This is a genomic window from Chryseobacterium sp. FW101-FHT12H09 (assembly GCF_058790395.1).
This window is the reverse complement of sequence record NZ_JBYTCP010000001.1, coordinates 400,467-417,951: the sequence shown is the minus strand read 5'-3', so window position 1 is coordinate 417,951 and position 17,485 is coordinate 400,467. Positions and strand designations below refer to the sequence as shown.

The following is a 17,485-nucleotide window of genomic DNA, read 5'->3' as shown; positions in this document are numbered from 1 at the left end:
TAATATTAAAGTACAAACAACTAATAATTTAGTTTGTCAGCTTTTTCTACTGCCTTTTTTAATGCATTTAGTTTATTATTAACTTCCTGTAATTCACTTTCAGGGTTTGATTTGGCTACTAATCCTGCTCCTGCCTGATAAAATAACGTATTGTTTTTACTTAGAAAAGTTCGGATCATGATTGCCTGATTACAGGTTCCATTAAGTCCCACCATTCCAATGCAACCTCCGTAATAGCCACGGGAATCTTTTTCATATTTATTGATCAGCTGAAGAGCTTTGTGCTTGGGTGCGCCACTTAGAGTTCCTTGTGGAAAGGTGGATGAAACAACCTCAAAAGGATTCGTATCTCTTGGTAATTCCGCTGTAACTTCACTTACCATATGGATAACGTGAGAAAAAAGCTGAATTTCTTTCAATTTGGTAACGGTAATATTTTTCCCCATTTTCCCAAGATCATTTCTTGCCAGATCCACCAACATGGTATGTTCTGCGTTTTCTTTAGGATCATTTTTTAATTCCTCAATAGATTGCAGATCGATATCAAAGTTTCCGGTTCTTTTGAATGTTCCGGCAATAGGGTGGATGATCGCTTTATGATCTTTAATAATTAACTGGCTTTCGGGACTGGATCCAAATAATTTATAGTCTCCATAATCGAAAAAGAATAAATAAGGAGAAGGATTGATATTTCTTAAAGCTCGATACACATTGAACTCATCACCCAGGAATTTTTGCTCAAACCTTCTGCTTAGTACCAATTGGAAAACGTCTCCTCGCATACAGTGTCTCTGAGCTGTTTTTACCAATTCAAGATATTCTTCATCAGTAATGTTTGAAGTTTCCGCCCCCGTTTTTTCGAAAGGATAGACTACTGAGCTTTTGTTCTTTATTAAATTTTCCAACGTATAAAGTTCAGATTTAACACCTTCAATTTGATTTTCAATAAAATGCATCTCATCATTGTAATGATTAATAGCAATGACATATTGGTATAGTCTGTATCTGACTAAAGGAATTTCAACCTCTTCACTTTGTGCTTTAAAATTGACATTCTCAAAAAACTGAACTGCTTCAAAACTGGTATATCCAAAAAGATTTTGTGCAGTTTCTTCAATAGGATCTGCCGTTTTCTCACAGTCGAAAACTGAAGAAAAATCATGCAGAATATCTGCTATCTTATGATCGATGATGAATTGTTTTACAGGTTCTGAATTGGGAAGCTTTATTTCAAACTCTTTTAGATTCTTTACCTCAATTCCAGCAATGGCATTTACTGCAATAAAAGAAAAATTATTATCGATATTTTTAGAATCTGAACTCTCCAAAAGAATGGTATCTCTAAATTTATCTCTGATTTGTAGATAGATATTCATTGGAGTCTGGAGATCCCCCAATGTTTTTTTCGAAACTGTTTTTACTTTTATTTTTTTGTTAAACATTTGCTGTTTTATTTTGTTTGAGATTAAATAATAAAAAAAAGACTTCAACGGAATCCGTCAAAGTCTTTGTATTTTGTTTTATCTTATTTTCTGTAAGCGTAGCTTAACAGTTAGCAACATGATAATAACTTCAGACCCGACGAAGAGTTTGAATGCCACCACCAAAAATTATTGCTCGTATTAAACATGGCACAAATGTAGATAATTTTTTATTATCAAAAACTAAAAAAAATGAAAATTAAAAAAACTTAAGATAAAATTAACTATTTCAATTGTTTTAAATTATTCTTCAATTCTTCTAATTTTATGCTGTAATTTTTATCGTTATATACCTGTAAATAAGCCTCTAAAGCGGAAATGTATTCTTGTATAAATTCTTTATTGGTCGGATCTGCTTCATATTTAATTTTTGCAGTATTAATGGGAGCCTGCATTTCATATTGACGTAAGTTTTTACCTTCCTCAGATTCATTGTAAAGAATGACTATATTTTTCTCATAACCCGGAATGTATTTTACAGGAAAAGTCTTGTTTACTTGTGGGATACGAATGGCATTTTCAATAGGGTATATGGATGCTGAGGTGGTTGAAAAATTCGTAGTCACATATTTTCCATCCTGTTTCTTTACAATGGCTTCATAATCATGGATATACTGATCATTTAAAGTAGAATTTGTTTCAACATCTGAAGTGATTATTGCTGTGCTTTCAATGCCGTATTTATTTAAAAACCATGCATTTAAAAACTGTCCTGCGAATCCATTTGCAATTGACAAAGGAATAATAGGAAGCAGCATCCACCACTTTTTAGTAATAAATGACAGAAAACAGAAAAAAATAATAAGAAGTATCACAGTATAAAAACCATGATGGCTTGTGAAAAACAGAATTTTAGAAATAAAGATCATGGTTTAAAATTAAAATTTTTATTTAAATATGCGACCATTTAATGATTATATTCCAGATAAATTATTATTAAAAGGGATATTTATCATCAGTTTAAAAATTTATTTTTTATACTTTTGCTTAAATTTTATAGAAAAAATAATGAAAAAAGTATTAGCACTTGCATTTATCGGAGGTTTATTAGTTGTAAACTGCAAAAAAGCCCCAGATCATTCATTACAAGACAGCAACACAATGCTTGAGGAACCTGAAGCAACGACTGTTGTAGATTCTACAAAAGCTAAACCTGCTACCGCTGCTGCACCTGTTGCTGCAACACCAGCTGCTAAAACAGACTCTACTGCGAAAAAATAATGAAGAAATTATTTTTGACAGGATGCATTGGATTTTTAATTCTTTCCTGTTCCAAAAAAGAAAATACACCTGATGACGCTTCCTCTTCAGAAACATCTGTTGTTTCGGAACCTGCAAAAACTAATCTTTCGGGAAGTCAGATTATTGAAACATTAGATTGTACAGGGTGTCATACAGTAAATGAAAGAATGATAGGACCTTCTTATCAGGAAATAGCAGATAAGTATTCTGAAAAAGATATTGAAATGCTGGCTTCCAAAATTATAGAAGGCGGAAGTGGAGCTTGGGGAAGTGTACCCATGCAGCCCCATCCTCAGGTTTCTAAAGAAGATGCTAAAAAAATGGTAGAATATATTTTAAGTCAGAAAAAATAAAATATGACTACTGAAAAATCCAGTCTGCACACAAGAAATTTACATCGCAATCCCTATGATTTTGATCAACTTATTTCTTGTGTGCCAGAACTGAAACAGTATGTTTTCATTAATGCTTATCAAACGGTAACCATTAATTTCAGCCTTCCAAAGGCGGTTAAACTGCTTAATAAAGCTTTATTGCTGCACTTTTATAATATTAAGAATTGGGACATTCCTGAGGTTAATCTATGTCCACCCATTCCAGGACGAGCTGATTATGTACATTATATTGCAGATTTATTATCCGAACAGCAAAGTGAAATTCCAAGCGGAATTTCGATATCAGGTTTAGATGTGGGAGTGGGGGCAAACTTAGTTTATCCCTTAATTGCCCATAGATCTTATGGATGGAAAATGTTGGGTACAGATATCAATAAAGATTCTTTGGAAAATGCCCAACGTATTTTAGACCATAATCCCGATTTGTCATTTGCTATTCAATTAAAACAACAGTTAAAACCCAATAATATATTCAAGAACATTATTGGTGTTGGAGATCGGTTTGCATTTTCGATGTGTAATCCTCCTTTTCATGATTCAGAAGAATCTGCACTAAAAGGAAATGTCAGGAAAACTAAAAATCTTAACAGGTCAAAAGTGCAGAAACCTTTACTTAATTTTGGTGGACAACAATCAGAATTGTGGTGCGAAGGTGGTGAACTGGCTTTCATTGCAAATATGATCAATGAAAGTACATTATATGGGTCTCAAATCCTCTGGTTTACCTGTTTAGTTTCTAAAAAGGATAATTTACATAAGCTAACCATGCTCTTAAAAAAAGTCAAAGTAGCAGATTTTAAAACCGTTGATATGGCTCAGGGACAAAAGATAAGTAGAATACTGGCTTGGACGTTTATTCCTCAACAGGACCGAAAAGATTGGTTCTTGTAAAATAACTTTCTCTTTAACTGCATTTTTACAGAAATAAATTATATTTCTGGTAAAAGTCATTGACAGTCAACTCAAAAATGCCTAAATTTGTAGGCTTTTAGAAAAATAAGAAATGCAATTATCAGAACAAGAAATCATTAGAAGAGAAAAGCTTAATAAGCTTGTTGAAATGGGAATCAATGCGTTCCCTGCAGAAGAATACAAAATTACAGATACAACAGAATCTATAAAACAGGATTTTTCTGAAAGTAAACAGGTGAAGATTGCTGGCAGATTGATGTCCCGAAGAATTCAAGGGAAGGCTTCTTTTGCTGAATTGCAGGATTCTACAGGTAAAATTCAGGTGTATTTCAACAGAGATGAAATTTGTACGGGAGAAGATAAAACCTTATATAATGAAGTTTATAAGCATCTTTTAGATATCGGAGATATTATCGGTATTGAAGGTGATCTTTTTACCACGCAGGTAGGAGAGAAGACGGTATTGGTAAAGAACTTTACGCTTCTTACTAAATCTCTACGTCCTCTTCCACAAGCGAAGACGGATGAGAATGGCGTAATACATGATGCGTTTAACGACCCTGAATTAAGATACAGACAACGTTATGTAGATTTAACAGTAAATCCTCATATTAAAGAGATCTTTGTAAAGAGAACAAAACTGTTCAATGCCATGAGGACTTTCTTTAATGATGCTGGATACTTTGAAGTGGAAACACCTATTCTTCAGTCGATTCCGGGAGGAGCTGCTGCAAAGCCTTTTATTACGCATCACAATGCCTTAGATATTCCTTTATATTTAAGAATTGCCAACGAACTATATCTTAAAAGATTGATCGTGGGTGGATTTGATGGGGTATATGAGTTTTCTAAAAACTTCAGAAATGAAGGGATGGACAGAACACATAATCCAGAGTTTACAGCGATGGAAATCTATGTAGCCTACAAAGATTACAACTGGATGATGCATTTCACAGAGAAATTATTGGAATTCTGTGCAGGTCAGGTGAACGGAAATGCAGAATCTACTTTTGGAGAACATACCATTAATTGGAAAGCTCCTTATCCAAGAGTTTCTATGACCGAAGCGATCCAAAAATATACAGGTTTTGATATTACAGGAAAGACTGAGCAGGAATTGTTTGTTTTTGCTAAATCTATCGGAATCGATGTAAATGAAACAATGGGTAAAGGAAAATTAATTGATGAGATCTTCGGTGAAAAATGTGAAGGAAACTTCATTCAGCCAACTTTTATTACTGATTATCCTATTGAAATGTCTCCATTAACGAAGAAACACAGAAGCAAAGAAGGCTTAACAGAGCGTTTTGAACTAATGGTTTGTGGAAAAGAAATTGCGAACGCATATTCTGAGTTAAATGACCCAATCGATCAGAGAGAACGTTTCGAAGCACAAATGACTTTATCAGAAAGAGGTGACGATGAAGCGATGTTTATCGACCAGGACTTCTTAAGAGCTTTGGAATACGGTATGCCGCCAACTTCAGGATTAGGAATTGGGATGGACAGATTGATCATGTTCTTAACGGATAATGCATCAATTCAGGAAGTATTATTCTTCCCTCAGATGAGACCGGAAAAAACAGTTCCTCAAATTGAATTAGGTGAAGATGAAAAAGTGATCCTTGAGATCTTAAACTCTCAGGAGGAACCATTCTCTTTAGCTGAAGTTAAAGAAAGAAGCCAGCTATCTGGAAAAAAATGGGATAAAGCATCTAAGACTTTAACCAAAAATAATTTAGTAAAAGTAGAGAAGATTGAGGATCAGGTTCTGATGAAACTGGTTTAAAAACTTTACAATAATATATTAAATCCTGAACAATGCTTCAGGATTTTTTTGTGCTATAAACTATAAGTTGATATTTCCCGTTATTTAGAAAACTCAATTTCGATGAAACTCTTTGTTTTATTTTTTTTGTTTTTATGTGTTGAAATTCATTCCCAAATGATTCAATCTATATATTTTGCTCACGGTTCGTATGAGCTTGATAAACAATCTGAAAAGAAATTAGATAGTTTGGCTCAGCTAAAGAACAATTTAAAATTCAGGATTTTTGGAAACTGTGATTCTGTAGGAAGTATCAATTATAATAGGATATTATCTGAAAATCGAGCCAATACAGTTAGTAAATATCTAAAAACGAAAATTACGGATAACATAAAATTGGAAAATATTGTCGGTCTGGGTGAAGAAAAACAGATTAATGATAACAGTTCAGAAGAGTTGCGTGGAAAGAATAGAAGAGTAGATATTTTTATTGATAGAGAATTTGCTGAAGGAGAAAAGATTTCAGGCAAAACTTTCCCAAGTTTTTTGGGCTTAAAAGTTTCTGAAATGAAGGTTCAGAATACTTATTCGCTTCCCAATGTCAATTTTATAGGAGGCAGACATATCTGGCTTTCCTCAGGTAACGAAACACTTTTCCAATTATTTAAGATATTGAGGGATAATCCAGCAATGGAGGTTGAATTGCAAGGACATATTTGTTGTGACTATGATAATTTTGATGGTAAAGATCTTGATTTGAATACTTTTAATCTTTCGTATACAAGAGCCAGCGCTATAAAAGAATTTCTTCAAAAGCAAGGAATAGAATCCAGTCGGATAAAAGCAAGTGGACAAGGGCATCTTGATCCAGTCGTTTATCCCGAGCAAACGGAAGTTGACAGGACCAAGAATAGGAGAGTTGTAATCGTTTTGCTTAAAAAATAATTTTCTATTTTCTCAGTTTACTAAATGAGAACATCAGATAAAACAAAAACGGCAGAATAAATAATGAACCGAGCATTAATGCCCAGGCTAGTGCTGAGATTGTTTTTGGTGCGGCTACATGTTCTAATAAAGAAAGATGTTGTCCATTGCCTAATAAAATAATATCAGGATTATGCTGATAGGTTGCTGCAATTAAAATCATAATTACCTGAAATCCAGCTAAAGCACGTACAGGAAGTAGTTTGCGTCGTTTCATAGCACGGAATATCAATCCTAAAGCAACAGTAGCAAAAGCAATAGACATAATTCCCAGAGGTTTTGAGAAGACCCACTTTACTAAAGGAATTCCAGAAAGATAAGCGGAAAGAAATACCAATGCTCCTGTAATAACCACAAATAGCATTGTTTGTTTAGATTTTCTGATCATCAAACTTAATTCTAATCTGTCTGTTGTTTCTCTTAACGAAAATATAGACGCCAGATAGGCGCAAAGTGATACTGTAAACAAACCTACAGCAACGCCAAACCAATTAAGCCAACTGAAAATATATAAGTCTAAAAAGGTGGTCGCATCAGGATTTATAGACTGAGAAACGGTAGCAGCAGCAATTAATCCCAAGAAAAAAGGAGTTAAAAGGCTTGCGTAATAAAAGATCTGTGTATATAAAAACTGCCAGTCATCCTTTACTGCATCATAATGTCTGAAAGTAAAAGCTGTACCTCTTGCAATAATTCCTACCAGCATAAGAACCAAAGGAATATGCAAATAGGTGGACATGGTTGTATAAATTTCAGGAAAGCCTACAAATAAGATAACAATTGCGATGATCAGCCACATATGATTAGCCTCCCATACAGGAGCAATAGATTCATACATGATCTCCTTAGTTTTATGGCGTGATTTTTTATTGGTAAACAATTCTACAATTCCAGCCCCGAAATCTGCTCCTCCTAAGATTACATAAAGGCAAATTGAAAGCCAGAGAAAGCCAATAACAATATAGATCATGATTTCGTATTTTTAGAATTAAACTGAGTATCTGTAGGGTCGTAAAGTTTCGGTACCATTTGGATCTGTCTTTTTAAAAGAAAAATTAAGATCAATGATAAGGAAACGAAAATTGCTGTGAAAAAATAGAATGAATACTGGATTCCCGGCATTGGAGTTACAGCATCAACGGTTCGCATGATCCCATAGATGATCCAGGGTTGCCTACCGACTTCAGTAACTGTCCATCCTGCTTCTAAAGCAATATAACCGAAAGGAGTAGCAATGAGAAAAGTCTTAAGAAACCAATTTTTACTCAGCCATTCTTTTTTGAAAAATAGGGAATAAACATAAAGGATACCAATGCATATCATAATAACACCAAAAAAGATCATGATCTGAAAAGAATAATGTACAACAGCAACTGGTGGCCACTCATTTCTAGGAAAATCATTTAATCCTTTTACTTCAGCATTGAAATCATTGCTTACCAGAAAACTTAATACTTTTGGGATCTTTAAAGCATATTTTATTTCGCCCTTCTTTTCATCAGGGATACCACCAATTACAAATGCAGCTCCTTTTTCTGTTTCAAAATGTGCTTCCATTGCAGCCAATTTAATAGGTTGTCTTTTCGCTACAGATTTAGCGGCAATATCGCCACTTAAAGGAGCACCAAAAGCACCGATCAAGGCGAAACCGGCAGCAATTTTAAATGCTTTGGTATGGAACTCTACATTTCTCTTTCTCATGATTAAAAAAGCATGTACACCCGCAACGGCGAATCCGGTAGCACAAAAAGCAGCAACTGTCATATGAAGTGCCTGCGGAAACCAGGCTTCGTTGAACATCGCTTTTATAGGGTCTATATTTAAATATTGTCCGTTGATATAATCAAAACCTGCCGGAGAGTTCATCCATGCGTTAGCGGCCACAACTAAAATTCCAGAAGCCAAACCACTTAAACCTACTAAAAAGCCACAAAACCAATGAAACCATTTATTGAATTTATCCCATCCATATAGAAAAAATCCAATAGCAATTGCTTCAATAAAGAATGCCGTTCCTTCGAGGGAAAAAGGCATCCCAAAAATGGGTCCTGCATGTTTCATAAATTGTGGCCACAGAAGTCCTAACTCAAAAGAAAGCATAGTTCCGGAAACAGCACCAGTCGCAAATAAAATAGCTACCCCTTTACTCCAGGCTTTAGTGAGACCTTTGTAGACTTCATTTTTGGTCTTAAGGTATTTCCAGTGGGCAAAAGCCATTAAAAAAGGCATCACCATACCCACACATGAGAAAATAATGTGGAAGCCAAGGGACATGGCCATTTGGGCACGAGCGGCAATGAAATCGTCCATAATATCAATTTTTGAGTAAATAAATTTAAGCATTAATTATAGAAGAGCATATGATTTAAAACAGTTGATATTGTTGAAATACGTGATAACTTTGTTATTTTTAAGAAAAAAAGAGCCTTCTTTACCATTGAAAGCTCTGTCTTTTTTGACATATTTTAACTTTCATATTTCGAAAAAAATCACGATATTTGTAGGTCATTGCGCTTAGCAAGATTTAATAATTTTATATGAGTCAGAAACAATATACAGCTAGTAGTATTCAGGCATTGGAAGGAATGGAACACGTTCGTATGCGTCCTTCAATGTACATTGGTGATGTAGGAGTAAGAGGTCTTCATCATTTGGTTTATGAAGTAGTAGATAACTCTATTGACGAGGCGTTGGCAGGATACTGTGACACCATCTTGGTTACCATCCACAAAGGAGAGAGTATTTCTGTAAAAGATAATGGTAGAGGTATTCCCGTAGATTTACATGAAAAAGAACAAAAATCCGCTTTAGAGGTTGTAATGACCAAAATTGGGGCAGGAGGGAAATTTGATAAAGATTCTTATAAAGTATCCGGAGGACTTCACGGAGTAGGTGTTTCTTGTGTAAATGCGCTTTCAACTTTGTTAGTAGCTACGGTAAGCCTTAACGGTAAAATATACCAACAAAAATATTCAGAAGGAAAGGCACTTGCCGATGTTGCTGAAATTGGAGTTACGACAGAAAGAGGAACAGAAGTTTTCTTTCAGCCGGATAGTACAATTTTCCAGGAACTTGTTTATAATTATGATACCCTTGCTACAAGATTAAGAGAACTTTCTTTTCTTAATAGAGGAATTACAATAACTCTTATAGATGAAAGGAACCCTAATGAAGATGGTTCATTTCCTGCAGAAGTTTTCCATTCTGAAGGAGGATTGAGAGAATTTGTTGAATTTATCGATGGAAGCCGTGAGGCTATCATGGAGCACGTAATTTTCATGGAAGGAGAGCGAGACAGTATCCCTGTGGAAGTGGCAATGCGTTATAATACATCATTTAATGAGAATTTACATTCTTATGTTAATAATATCAATACCCATGAAGGAGGGACTCACTTAGCAGGTTTCAGACGTGCTTTGACGAGAACTTTGAAGAAATATGCTGATGATCTGGGTATTCCTCAAAAAGAAAAAGTTGAAATTACTGGTGATGACTTCCGTGAAGGTTTAACGGCTATTATTTCAGTAAAAGTAATGGAGCCTCAGTTTGAAGGACAGACAAAAACTAAATTAGGTAACTCTGAAGTTTCTGGAGCTGTTGATAAGATTGTAGGGGAAATGTTGACCAACTTTTTGGAAGAAAATCCTAATGAGGCGAAAATTATTGTTCAGAAAGTAGTTTTAGCTGCAAAAGCTAGACAGGCAGCCAAAAAAGCTCGTGAAATGGTTCAGAGAAAATCGCCTATGGGTGGATCTGGACTTCCAGGTAAACTATCTGACTGCTCATCAAAAAGTCCCGAAGAATCTGAACTTTTCTTAGTAGAGGGAGATTCCGCAGGTGGAACTGCAAAACAGGGTAGAGACAGACATTTCCAGGCTATTTTACCATTGAGAGGTAAAATCCTTAACGTGGAGAAATCCATGCTTCATAAGGTATATGATAATGAGGAGATTAAAAATATTTATACGGCCCTTGGAGTTTCTGTAGGAACAGAAGAAGATAGTAAGGCGTTAAATATGGCTAAATTAAGATATCATAAAGTAGTTATTATGACCGATGCCGATATCGATGGTTCTCACATTTCTACTTTAATTCTGACCTTCTTTTTCCGTTTTATGAAGGAGCTTATTGAGAATGGGTATGTATATATTGCGCAACCTCCTTTGTATCTACTAAAGAAAGGAAACAAAAAAGTATATGCTTATAACGAAAAAGAGCGTGAAGAATTTACTTTGGATATGTCTCCGGATGGAAAGGGTGTTGAGGTACAACGTTACAAAGGTCTTGGGGAAATGAACCCTGAACAGCTTTGGGAAACAACTCTAAACCCTGAACACAGAATTCTTAAGCAGGTAACGATTGATAATGCAGTGGAAGCTGACAGTGTTTTCTCAATGTTGATGGGAGATGAGGTTCCACCAAGAAGAGAATTTATAGAGAAAAATGCAAAATATGCTAAGATTGATGTATAATTAATTTTTAAAATATAAGAACAAAAAAAAGACTTCAGAAATGAAGTCTTTTTTTTGTGCATGAAATTTAATTTTAACATTTGTTAAGATTTCGTTACTTTTGCTAAATTTTTGTAACCAATGATGAAAATCCTGACCGTAGGAGCTGTGTGTATAGCTTCTGTTTACTACTCTCAGAATTACCCTGTGTCGGCAATTCCTGAAAATCTGAAGAAAGATGCTAATGTTGTTATTCGAAAAGATTATACAACTGTTCAAATTGAGAAAATTGATGAAATCAAATATCAGATCAATACTGTGACTACCGTTTTAAATAAAGATGGTGATTCTAAAGCACAAGCTTATATTCCTTATGAAAAAGGAGATCACATTTCAGATGTTAAAGTAATCGTTTATGATGAGTCGGGTAAAAAAGTAAAAACATATTCAAAGTCAGATTTTGGAGATTTTGCAAATAATTCCCAGGGAGTATTTTATTCTGATAGTCGATATTTAGCATTACCCTATACTCCAACACAATATCCGTATACTATTGAATTTTCTTATCAGATAACGAATGAAAATACCATTTTCATTCCTGACTTCGTTCCATTTACCGATACCAATACTTCAGTAGAAAACAGTCAGTTTAAAATAATAAATAATTCAGGTATTGAACTTCGTACAAAAACATATCCATCTCCGTATAATTATGCATCAGTTACAGAGAGTGGAAGTGGAACAGGGAAAATGTATTCTTATATGAATGTTCCCGCTATCGATGATGCTTTTATGCTTCCCAAACCAATCAAAATATTACCTAAAGTGAGCTTTTCATTAGCAAAATTCAATCTTGAGGGAAAACAAGGGAGTCTAAGTAACTGGAAAGATTTTGGTATATGGTATTATCAGAATTTAATAACTCCTGTTTCAGTTTCCACACCACAAATTAAAGCTGAAATTGCATCATTAAATTTATCAGGAACCACAGAAGAAAAAGTAAAAAAGATATATCAGTATATGCAGAGTAAGACTAGATATATTTTTGTGGGACTAGGAATTGGAGGATGGCTGCCTATGATGCCAGATGAGGTGCAGAGAAAAGGATATGGTGATTGCAAGGGGCTTACAAATTATATGAAAACGCTTTTGGATGTAGCCGGAATACCTTCCTATTATTCAGTAATTAACTCAAGTTCTTCACAAGTATCTTTTGACCCTGATTTTCCTACCATGGGAGGAAATCATGCTATTCTTATGGTTCCAACGGATAAAGGGAATATTTGGTTAGAGAATACTTCTCAACAGATGGCTTTTAATCATTTAAGTTATAATACAACAGATCGTAATGTGCTTTCCATTAAAAAAGAGGGAATAGAACTTATAAATACTCCTGTTTATTCAGCTGAAAAAAATAAGGAAAAGCAAACGTTAAAGATTATACTTAACGAAGATAATAGTATTACCGGATTAGGGCAGTTTGCCTTTACGGGTAATCAATACGATTATGCTTTGAGGTACGGTTCATTGTCTCCAAAAGAAAAAAATGAGGCTATAAAAAACCAATTGGGTCTTTTACATTTTGAAAAACTTGAAATGAAAGATTTTATTAACGATAGGGAAAATGCAGTGGCACAATACAGTCTTGATTTTAAAGCAAATAATTATTCTAAAAATGCTGGAAATAGTATGGTTTTCAGGGCTGTTCCTATTTTTTCAGACAATAATTATAAAGCTGATGAAAAGAGGGAATTGCCTTTCGAAATAATGCAGTCTTTTGAAGATGATTACCAGATCAGTTTTGAAATTCCTAAAAATTATAAAATAGAAGAAGTTCCAGCCGATATAAAATTACCCTCCGAGTTTGGAACGTATCAACTAAACTTTGTAAAAAACGGAGAAGCACTAACGGTAACAAGAACCATTAGAGTAAACAAAGGAATGTATCCAAAGGAGAAATATAATGACTATATCAAATTCAGAAAAAAAACAGTAAACATGGATAATTCTAAAATTTTAATTACTAAGATATAAACATGAAAAAAATATTATTAATCGCTTTTACATCAATAAATATTATTTTTATTGATGCTCAAAAACAGGAGTTTCTTAATGCACCCAAATTCAACGATGCGGATTTATCGAAACAAAAATCATTACTTGATGAAAATGCACCTGCAGAGATCTTATATAAGTCTTTACACTTTTATATTGATTCGAATAATGGAACTCTTCAGAAAAAAGCTTTTTACAGAGTAAAGATTTATGATAAAGACAAAGCTGAAGATTGGCTAAGTCTTGAAATTCCTCTTTATCAGAATGGTAGTGACCGGGAAACGGTGTCTAAGATTAAAGCTTTTACTTACAATTTAGAGAATGGGAAAGCTTTGGCTATGAAAGTTGATAAGAGCTCAAAATATAAGAGTAAAGAGAATAAATATACAGAGGTAACTAAATTTGCATTTCCCAATGTTAAGAATGGTTCGGTTATAGAATATGAATATGAGGTTACATCTCCATTTACATATGCAATTCCACAAATATTAATTGAATCGGATACTCCTTCATTATACACAGAATATGTATTGGATAGTCCTGCTAATGTATCCTATAATGTAAATTACACAGGTTCTCTAAATCCTAAATACAGACAGGTTGAAGAAAAGATGTTGTACGGTACAAATTACAGAACCTATAGATTTGGATATGAAAATCTTAAAGGTTTTAAGACGGAAAAGTTTATAAAAAACGATAGAAATTACAGAACTAAAATTAGTGCAGAGTTACATTCTACGAATTTTAGAGAGCTGAAACTATACTCTTCATCGTGGGATAAGATCAAAGACAGATTGTATGAAAATGAAGATTTTGGAGATGAACTAAAAAGAACAAAACTGGCCAAAGAAAATATGCCTGCCGGAATTCTAGATTTACATTCAGAGAGTGAAAAAGCTGATGCCATTTTTAAGTATGTTCAAAAGACATTTACGTGGAACAAATATTCTGGGGTAAGAACAGAAGATGGGATAAAAAAATTATTGGAAACAAAAACAGGAAATGCAGCTGAAATTAACCTTTTTTTAGTAATGATGCTTAGAGAGGCTGGATTAAAAGCTGATCCACTATTGATTTCTACAGTAGGTAATGGAATGATCAATCTTGCATCTCCCAATGTTTCGAATTTAAATTTTGTTATTGCAACCGTTAAATTGGGGGATAATTTTCATTTATATGATGCTACTTCAAAGCAGTCTTCTATTGATATGTTGCCTCCAAGAGATTGGAATGGTCTTGGAATTTTACTTTCTAAAGATAAGGTACAGCAAATATCCATGACTAATGCAAAGCCTAGTTTTTCTTATCTTACTGCTGTTGCGAAAATGAATGAAGATGGAGGTATTAGTGGAACCTATTCTGATAAAGATACAGGAAGTTATGCAATGTCTGCAAAAGAAAGTTATGATGATAATATGGAGAAGTATAAAAAGCAGTATAAAGACAACTTTTCCATAGATTTTACCAATATAGACTCTAAAGTGCTTGAAAATGGAGATTTTGAAAGTACAATGAACTTTACATCTGAAAACTTAATTGATAGGATAGGTAAGAAAATGATCATCAATCCAATGCTATTCCTAAATAAAAATTCTAATGAGTTTGATCAGACAGAAGAAAGAAAATATCCGATAGATTTTATTTCAGGATATACAAAAGCTAAGAAAGTGATTTTTGAAATTCCTGAAGGTTATGTGATTGAAGAAATGCCGAAAAATAAAAAAATTGTAACAGATGACAAAGAAATTGAGTATAGTTATATGGCTGAGCAAAAAGGGAATAAGTTAGAAGTAACTTCAACGACAAAGGTTCTTAGTCCGGATTATCCCAAAGAATATTATCCTGCATTTAAACAAATATGGGGGGTTGCTTCAAAAAGCGAGAACCAGGTTATAAGTTTAATTAAAAAATAACTAAAAAGCTTCTAGTATATAGAAGCTTTTTTCTATATTTGACCAAACCAATAAAAAATAATAATATGTTAACTCTTTTACAAACAGATCCTTATGATGGGATGGATTCTGCTGCTGCGGCCGGAATTGGAATCGGAATGATGATTTTCTATTTAATCATATATCTTTTTTATGGATATTGTATGTATAAAATATTCCAGAAAGCAGGACGTGAGGATGCTTGGGCTGCTTTTATTCCGATTTATAATATAATTGTTCTTCTTGGTATTGTTAAAAAACCAACTTGGTGGATTATCTTATTTTTTATACCATTTGTTAACCTATTTGCCTCTTGGATGGTTAATGATGGGCTTGCAAAAGGATTTAGCAAAGAAACACCATTGTATACTATTCTTTTATTCTTCTTAGGTTTTATCTTTATTCCGGTATTGGCTTTTAATGATGATAAATTTGATAGCCAGAAAGTACCAGCTAGTTAAGAAAAAAAATGAAAATAATTATAAAACCATTCATCTTTTGAATGGTTTTTGTATTCATATGAAAAATTTAAAATATGAAAAACATTATTGCTGCTTTAGCGCTATCTTCTTTCTTTGTTTTTTCAGCATGTAAAAAGACAGATCCAAAAGATGCCGGGCAAACCCAAACGGAGACACAAGAGCTTCAAAAATTTATTGTAGACTCTGTGAAAGTAAATGATTCCACGAAGATCAGTGATTCTCTCTCTGTTCAATATTCTTCTAAATTCCTTGTTTTTCCAACAATTAAGGATAAAAAGCTTTTAGACAGTATTTATTTTGGTAACAAAGGCATTAATGATTTTTCAAAAGAGGGGCTTCAGAACCTTTTGCAAAAAGAAAAAAATGAATATTTTGCTTCTATAAAAAAGGATAGTAAAGATTTAGCATCTCTACCTTTCAACCAGGATTGGAATTCAGATTTTACGATGACTTTGAAATCCAACAATAATGATTTTATGCATATAGAATATTTGTCGAGCTCTTATGAAGGTGGGGCACATGGTAATTATAATTATGCTGAAAGAGTTTTTGACCTAAAGAATAATAAAAAAGTTGAGCTTAAGGATATTACCTCAATGCCTAAAAATAAAATGGAAGGTATTTTAATGAAGAATATCAATAAACTTAACAGTGGAACTACAGACGCTGATGGAGAAGTAAAAAATTCAGATATGCTTTTAGTTGAAGTGATCCCGGCATCTGATAACTTCTATTTTGATGATAAAAATTTATATTTCCACTACAGCCCATATGAAATTGCAGCTTATGCAGCGGGAGATATCGTTATTCCTGTCTCATGGGAGGATTTAAAAGGAACTTTAAATCCAACATTTAAAGAAAGAATGAAAATTAAATAAGAATAATGCTTCCAAATCAGGAAGCATTTTTTATTTTTGCTCCAATGGAAAAAGTAGCTTTTATCATCAACCCGTTTTCTGCAAAAAAAAATTATCAGCCATTTCTTAATGAACTGAAGAAAAAGGTTGAAAATCCTCTTTATTATATCTCTGAATCCATTCAGGGGACTGATGATTTTATTCAGCAATATTTCAATGAAATAGATATTTTTGTTGCGATAGGAGGTGATGGAACTATTTCTACTGTAGCTAGGCAGCTAATCAATACCGATAAAATTTTGGCAATTTTCCCTGCAGGTTCAGGGAATGGTTTTTCCAACGAAACCCAGTTTAGCAAGAATTTGGATGAGCTGTTGGAAAAGATAAAAACCAAGAAATCTAGGAAAATTGATACTTTCACAGTAAATGATAAACTTTCCATTAATGTATCAGGGACAGGGTTTGATGGAAAAGTGGTGAAAGAATTTGAAAAAACAGATCGTGGTTTCAAAAATTATATTAAGGTTTCACTTAAAACATTCTTTAATTATAAACCGATTAAAGTGAAGTTTACGGATGAAAAATATCAAGAGTATAATGGCAGATATTTAATGTTGAATATTGCAAATACCCGACAGTTTGGTAATAACGCATATATTGCTCCGAATGCGAGTAAAAGTGATGGGTTAGTTGATATGGTTTTGGTTAAAAAGTTTCCATTAACTTATTCCGCATTATTTGCTTACAGGATGTTTACCAAAAAATTGAAAGATGATGATTATGTGACTTATCTTCCGGTTTCAGAAATTGAATTTAAGGTCAATACCAAAAACTGGCATTTGGATGGTGAATTTAATAAGATAAAGTCTCCCATTCATGTTAAAGTTCTTCCTGCCAGCCTCACCATTCTGATTTAAAATCCCCCAA

Annotated in this window: 15 protein-coding genes; 11 read left to right on the top strand and 4 right to left on the bottom strand. The window is 33.6% G+C overall.

Annotated features, from left to right (window positions below):
* Positions 1–20: 20 nt before the first annotated feature.
* Positions 21–1,442 carry an anthranilate synthase component I family protein gene (locus AC3WRL_RS01850; RefSeq protein WP_214833756.1) on the bottom strand — a complete coding sequence of 474 codons (1,422 nt, stop codon included), beginning with the start codon at positions 1,440–1,442 and terminating at the stop codon, positions 21–23.
* 263 nt (positions 1,443–1,705) lie between these two features.
* Positions 1,706–2,239, bottom strand: a complete 534-nt coding sequence (locus AC3WRL_RS01845; protein WP_492329609.1) for a hypothetical protein — start codon at positions 2,237–2,239, stop codon at positions 1,706–1,708.
* A 250-nt stretch (positions 2,240–2,489) separates the two neighbouring features.
* Between AC3WRL_RS01845 and AC3WRL_RS01840 the strand changes: the two genes are divergently transcribed.
* From AC3WRL_RS01840 to AC3WRL_RS01820, 5 genes are all read left to right on the top strand, one after another.
* Positions 2,490–2,702: a hypothetical protein gene (locus AC3WRL_RS01840; RefSeq protein ID WP_492329608.1), complete on the top strand. Its 213-nt coding sequence runs from the start codon at positions 2,490–2,492 to the stop codon at positions 2,700–2,702.
* Positions 2,702–3,076: a c-type cytochrome gene (locus AC3WRL_RS01835; protein WP_492329607.1), complete on the top strand. Its 375-nt coding sequence runs from the start codon at positions 2,702–2,704 to the stop codon at positions 3,074–3,076. Before AC3WRL_RS01840 ends, AC3WRL_RS01835 begins: the two co-directional genes overlap by 1 nt.
* A gap of 3 nt (positions 3,077–3,079) precedes the next feature.
* Positions 3,080–4,009: a 23S rRNA (adenine(1618)-N(6))-methyltransferase RlmF gene (rlmF, locus tag AC3WRL_RS01830; RefSeq protein WP_492329606.1), complete on the top strand. Its 930-nt coding sequence runs from the start codon at positions 3,080–3,082 to the stop codon at positions 4,007–4,009.
* A gap of 112 nt (positions 4,010–4,121) precedes the next feature.
* Positions 4,122–5,819, top strand: coding sequence for a lysine--tRNA ligase (gene lysS, locus AC3WRL_RS01825; protein WP_492329605.1), 1,698 nt, complete (start codon positions 4,122–4,124; stop codon positions 5,817–5,819).
* Positions 5,820–5,975: 156 nt separating this feature from the next.
* Positions 5,976–6,743: an OmpA family protein gene (locus AC3WRL_RS01820; RefSeq protein WP_261511436.1), complete on the top strand. Its 768-nt coding sequence runs from the start codon at positions 5,976–5,978 to the stop codon at positions 6,741–6,743.
* Positions 6,744–6,747: 4 nt separating this feature from the next.
* Here the strand turns inward: AC3WRL_RS01820 and AC3WRL_RS01815 are convergent, their stop codons facing one another.
* On the bottom strand, positions 6,748–7,752 hold the full coding sequence (locus AC3WRL_RS01815) for a cytochrome d ubiquinol oxidase subunit II (protein WP_492329604.1): 1,005 nt from the start codon (positions 7,750–7,752) through the stop codon (positions 6,748–6,750).
* Positions 7,749–9,092 carry a cytochrome ubiquinol oxidase subunit I gene (locus tag AC3WRL_RS01810; RefSeq protein ID WP_492329603.1) on the bottom strand — a complete coding sequence of 448 codons (1,344 nt, stop codon included), beginning with the start codon at positions 9,090–9,092 and terminating at the stop codon, positions 7,749–7,751. Before AC3WRL_RS01810 ends, AC3WRL_RS01815 begins: the two co-directional genes overlap by 4 nt.
* A 227-nt stretch (positions 9,093–9,319) precedes the next feature.
* Here AC3WRL_RS01810 and gyrB point away from each other — a divergent pair, with 227 nt between their 5' ends.
* The 6 genes from gyrB (at position 9,320) to AC3WRL_RS01780 (ending at position 17,475) form a co-directional block, all read left to right on the top strand.
* Positions 9,320–11,254, top strand: a complete 1,935-nt coding sequence (gene gyrB, locus AC3WRL_RS01805) for a DNA topoisomerase (ATP-hydrolyzing) subunit B (protein WP_261511437.1) — start codon at positions 9,320–9,322, stop codon at positions 11,252–11,254.
* A 120-nt stretch (positions 11,255–11,374) separates the two neighbouring features.
* Complete coding sequence (locus tag AC3WRL_RS01800) at positions 11,375–13,267, top strand: DUF3858 domain-containing protein (RefSeq protein WP_492329602.1); 1,893 nt, start codon at positions 11,375–11,377, stop codon at positions 13,265–13,267.
* Between the two features lie 2 nt (positions 13,268–13,269).
* Positions 13,270–15,201 carry a DUF3858 domain-containing protein gene (locus AC3WRL_RS01795; protein WP_492329601.1) on the top strand — a complete coding sequence of 644 codons (1,932 nt, stop codon included), beginning with the start codon at positions 13,270–13,272 and terminating at the stop codon, positions 15,199–15,201.
* Positions 15,202–15,266: 65 nt separating this feature from the next.
* Positions 15,267–15,680 (top strand): DUF5684 domain-containing protein, encoded by a 414-nt coding sequence (locus AC3WRL_RS01790; RefSeq protein ID WP_214833714.1) that lies wholly within the window; start codon positions 15,267–15,269, stop codon positions 15,678–15,680.
* A 74-nt stretch (positions 15,681–15,754) separates the two neighbouring features.
* A complete protein-coding gene (locus tag AC3WRL_RS01785; RefSeq protein WP_492329600.1) occupies positions 15,755–16,579 on the top strand; it encodes a DUF3298 and DUF4163 domain-containing protein in 825 nt (274 codons plus the stop codon).
* A 44-nt stretch (positions 16,580–16,623) separates the two neighbouring features.
* On the top strand, positions 16,624–17,475 hold the full coding sequence (locus AC3WRL_RS01780; RefSeq protein WP_214834029.1) for a diacylglycerol/lipid kinase family protein: 852 nt from the start codon (positions 16,624–16,626) through the stop codon (positions 17,473–17,475).
* Positions 17,476–17,485 lie beyond the last annotated feature (10 nt).

Coding starts and splice junctions, on each gene's coding strand:
- AC3WRL_RS01850 (WP_214833756.1), bottom strand. CDS start 1,442: ATGTTTAACAAAAAAATAAAAGTAAAAACAGTTTCGAAAAAAACATTG.
- AC3WRL_RS01845 (WP_492329609.1), bottom strand. CDS start 2,239: ATGCTGCTTCCTATTATTCCTTTGTCAATTGCAAATGGATTCGCAGGA.
- AC3WRL_RS01840 (WP_492329608.1), top strand. CDS start 2,490: ATGAAAAAAGTATTAGCACTTGCATTTATCGGAGGTTTATTAGTTGTA.
- AC3WRL_RS01835 (WP_492329607.1), top strand. CDS start 2,702: ATGAAGAAATTATTTTTGACAGGATGCATTGGATTTTTAATTCTTTCC.
- rlmF (WP_492329606.1), top strand. CDS start 3,080: ATGACTACTGAAAAATCCAGTCTGCACACAAGAAATTTACATCGCAAT.
- lysS (WP_492329605.1), top strand. CDS start 4,122: ATGCAATTATCAGAACAAGAAATCATTAGAAGAGAAAAGCTTAATAAG.
- AC3WRL_RS01820 (WP_261511436.1), top strand. CDS start 5,976: ATGATTCAATCTATATATTTTGCTCACGGTTCGTATGAGCTTGATAAA.
- AC3WRL_RS01815 (WP_492329604.1), bottom strand. CDS start 7,752: ATGATCTATATTGTTATTGGCTTTCTCTGGCTTTCAATTTGCCTTTAT.
- AC3WRL_RS01810 (WP_492329603.1), bottom strand. CDS start 9,092: ATGGACGATTTCATTGCCGCTCGTGCCCAAATGGCCATGTCCCTTGGC.
- gyrB (WP_261511437.1), top strand. CDS start 9,320: ATGAGTCAGAAACAATATACAGCTAGTAGTATTCAGGCATTGGAAGGA.
- AC3WRL_RS01800 (WP_492329602.1), top strand. CDS start 11,375: ATGATGAAAATCCTGACCGTAGGAGCTGTGTGTATAGCTTCTGTTTAC.
- AC3WRL_RS01795 (WP_492329601.1), top strand. CDS start 13,270: ATGAAAAAAATATTATTAATCGCTTTTACATCAATAAATATTATTTTT.
- AC3WRL_RS01790 (WP_214833714.1), top strand. CDS start 15,267: ATGTTAACTCTTTTACAAACAGATCCTTATGATGGGATGGATTCTGCT.
- AC3WRL_RS01785 (WP_492329600.1), top strand. CDS start 15,755: ATGAAAAACATTATTGCTGCTTTAGCGCTATCTTCTTTCTTTGTTTTT.
- AC3WRL_RS01780 (WP_214834029.1), top strand. CDS start 16,624: ATGGAAAAAGTAGCTTTTATCATCAACCCGTTTTCTGCAAAAAAAAAT.